Genomic DNA, 641 nt, shown 5'->3' with positions numbered 1-641 from the left:
ATCCGGGTCAAACGCAGGCTCAATTCAACGGATGTGGTCGATGCTTTGACGGATCTGTTCATCCTACGCGGCCCGCCAGCATACATCAGGTCGGACAATGGCGCAGAATTTATTGCCAAGAAGGTACGTGCCTGGATCGGTGCCGTGGGCGCGAAAACCGCATTCATCACCCCAGGCTCACCGTGGGAGAACGGCTACTGTGAGAGCTTCAACGCCCGTTTCCGGGATGAGCTGCTAAACGGCGAGGTCTTCACCACGTTACGCGAGGCCCAGATCCTGATTGAACGCTGGCGACGTCACCACAATACGGTCAGGCCCCACAGCGCCTTAAGATACCGGCCGCCAGCGCCCAAGAGCATCGTCCCGATAGACCAAAGACCGACCATGCATTAACATTCAAACTGGACCACCCGATGGGGGCACTCCAGGGGCTTGATACTCCATACGCTGGGCAGGGTAGGACGGGGGCATACCTGCTTATCTTATTATTATCTTATTATTATCTTATTGTTACCGCTCTTTATTATTATTTTCTCTCTTTGAATGTAGAGTTATCTAGCCCATCTAGGTCATGTTGACAAAAGGCTGACCCAAAGGCGGATGGACGTGATGTCTACAAAACCAAGGAAGCTTTCTGCGGT

Annotated in this window: 1 protein-coding gene; it reads left to right on the top strand. The window is 52.7% G+C overall.

What is annotated here, in order from left to right; translation table 11 throughout:
- Positions 1–393 (top strand): integrase core domain-containing protein (locus tag ACOYQJ_RS26235; RefSeq protein ID WP_422908821.1); only part of this gene is annotated, 393 nt, incomplete at its 5' end.
- Between the last annotated feature and the right edge of the window lie 248 nt (positions 394–641).

The sequence above is a fragment of the Pacificoceanicola algae genome (assembly GCF_049341065.1).
In the GTDB taxonomy this organism is placed as follows: domain Bacteria; phylum Pseudomonadota; class Alphaproteobacteria; order Rhodobacterales; family Rhodobacteraceae; genus Pacificoceanicola.
This window is presented reverse-complemented; position numbering and strand designations above follow the sequence as displayed.